Origin of the sequence: Parvimonas sp. D9 (assembly GCF_035282565.1) — a bacterium.
GTDB lineage: Bacteria > Bacillota > Clostridia > Tissierellales > Peptoniphilaceae > Parvimonas > Parvimonas micra.
The window spans coordinates 1-245 of the sequence record NZ_JAYKBM010000238.1 but is presented as its reverse complement, the minus strand read 5'-3'; the positions used below and the strand labels follow the sequence as shown (position 1 = coordinate 245).

At 47.3% G+C, this 245-nt stretch carries 1 tRNA gene; it reads right to left on the bottom strand.

Features of this window, described 5'->3' with window-relative positions:
* Positions 1 to 87: 87 nt before the first annotated feature.
* Positions 88 to 164: transfer RNA gene (locus tag VJI94_RS08710), tRNA-Ile, on the bottom strand.
* Between the last annotated feature and the right edge of the window lie 81 nt (positions 165 to 245).

Sequence of the window (245 nt, the reverse complement as noted above, 5' to 3'; positions counted from 1 at the left end):
TCTCAGTGCCAAGGCATTCACCTTATGCCCTTGGTCGCTTGACCAGAAATATATTTCTCTTTAATTGTCAGGTTCCTAATGTTGTAGTGGTGGGCCTGGGGGGACTCGAACCTCCGACCTCACGCTTATCAGGCGTGCGCTCTAACCAGCTGAGCTACAGGCCCATATAGTGATAAAACTAAGAATTTTAATTGAACTGTCGTTCTTTGTACTCCTTAGAAAGGAGGTGATCCAGCCGCACCTTC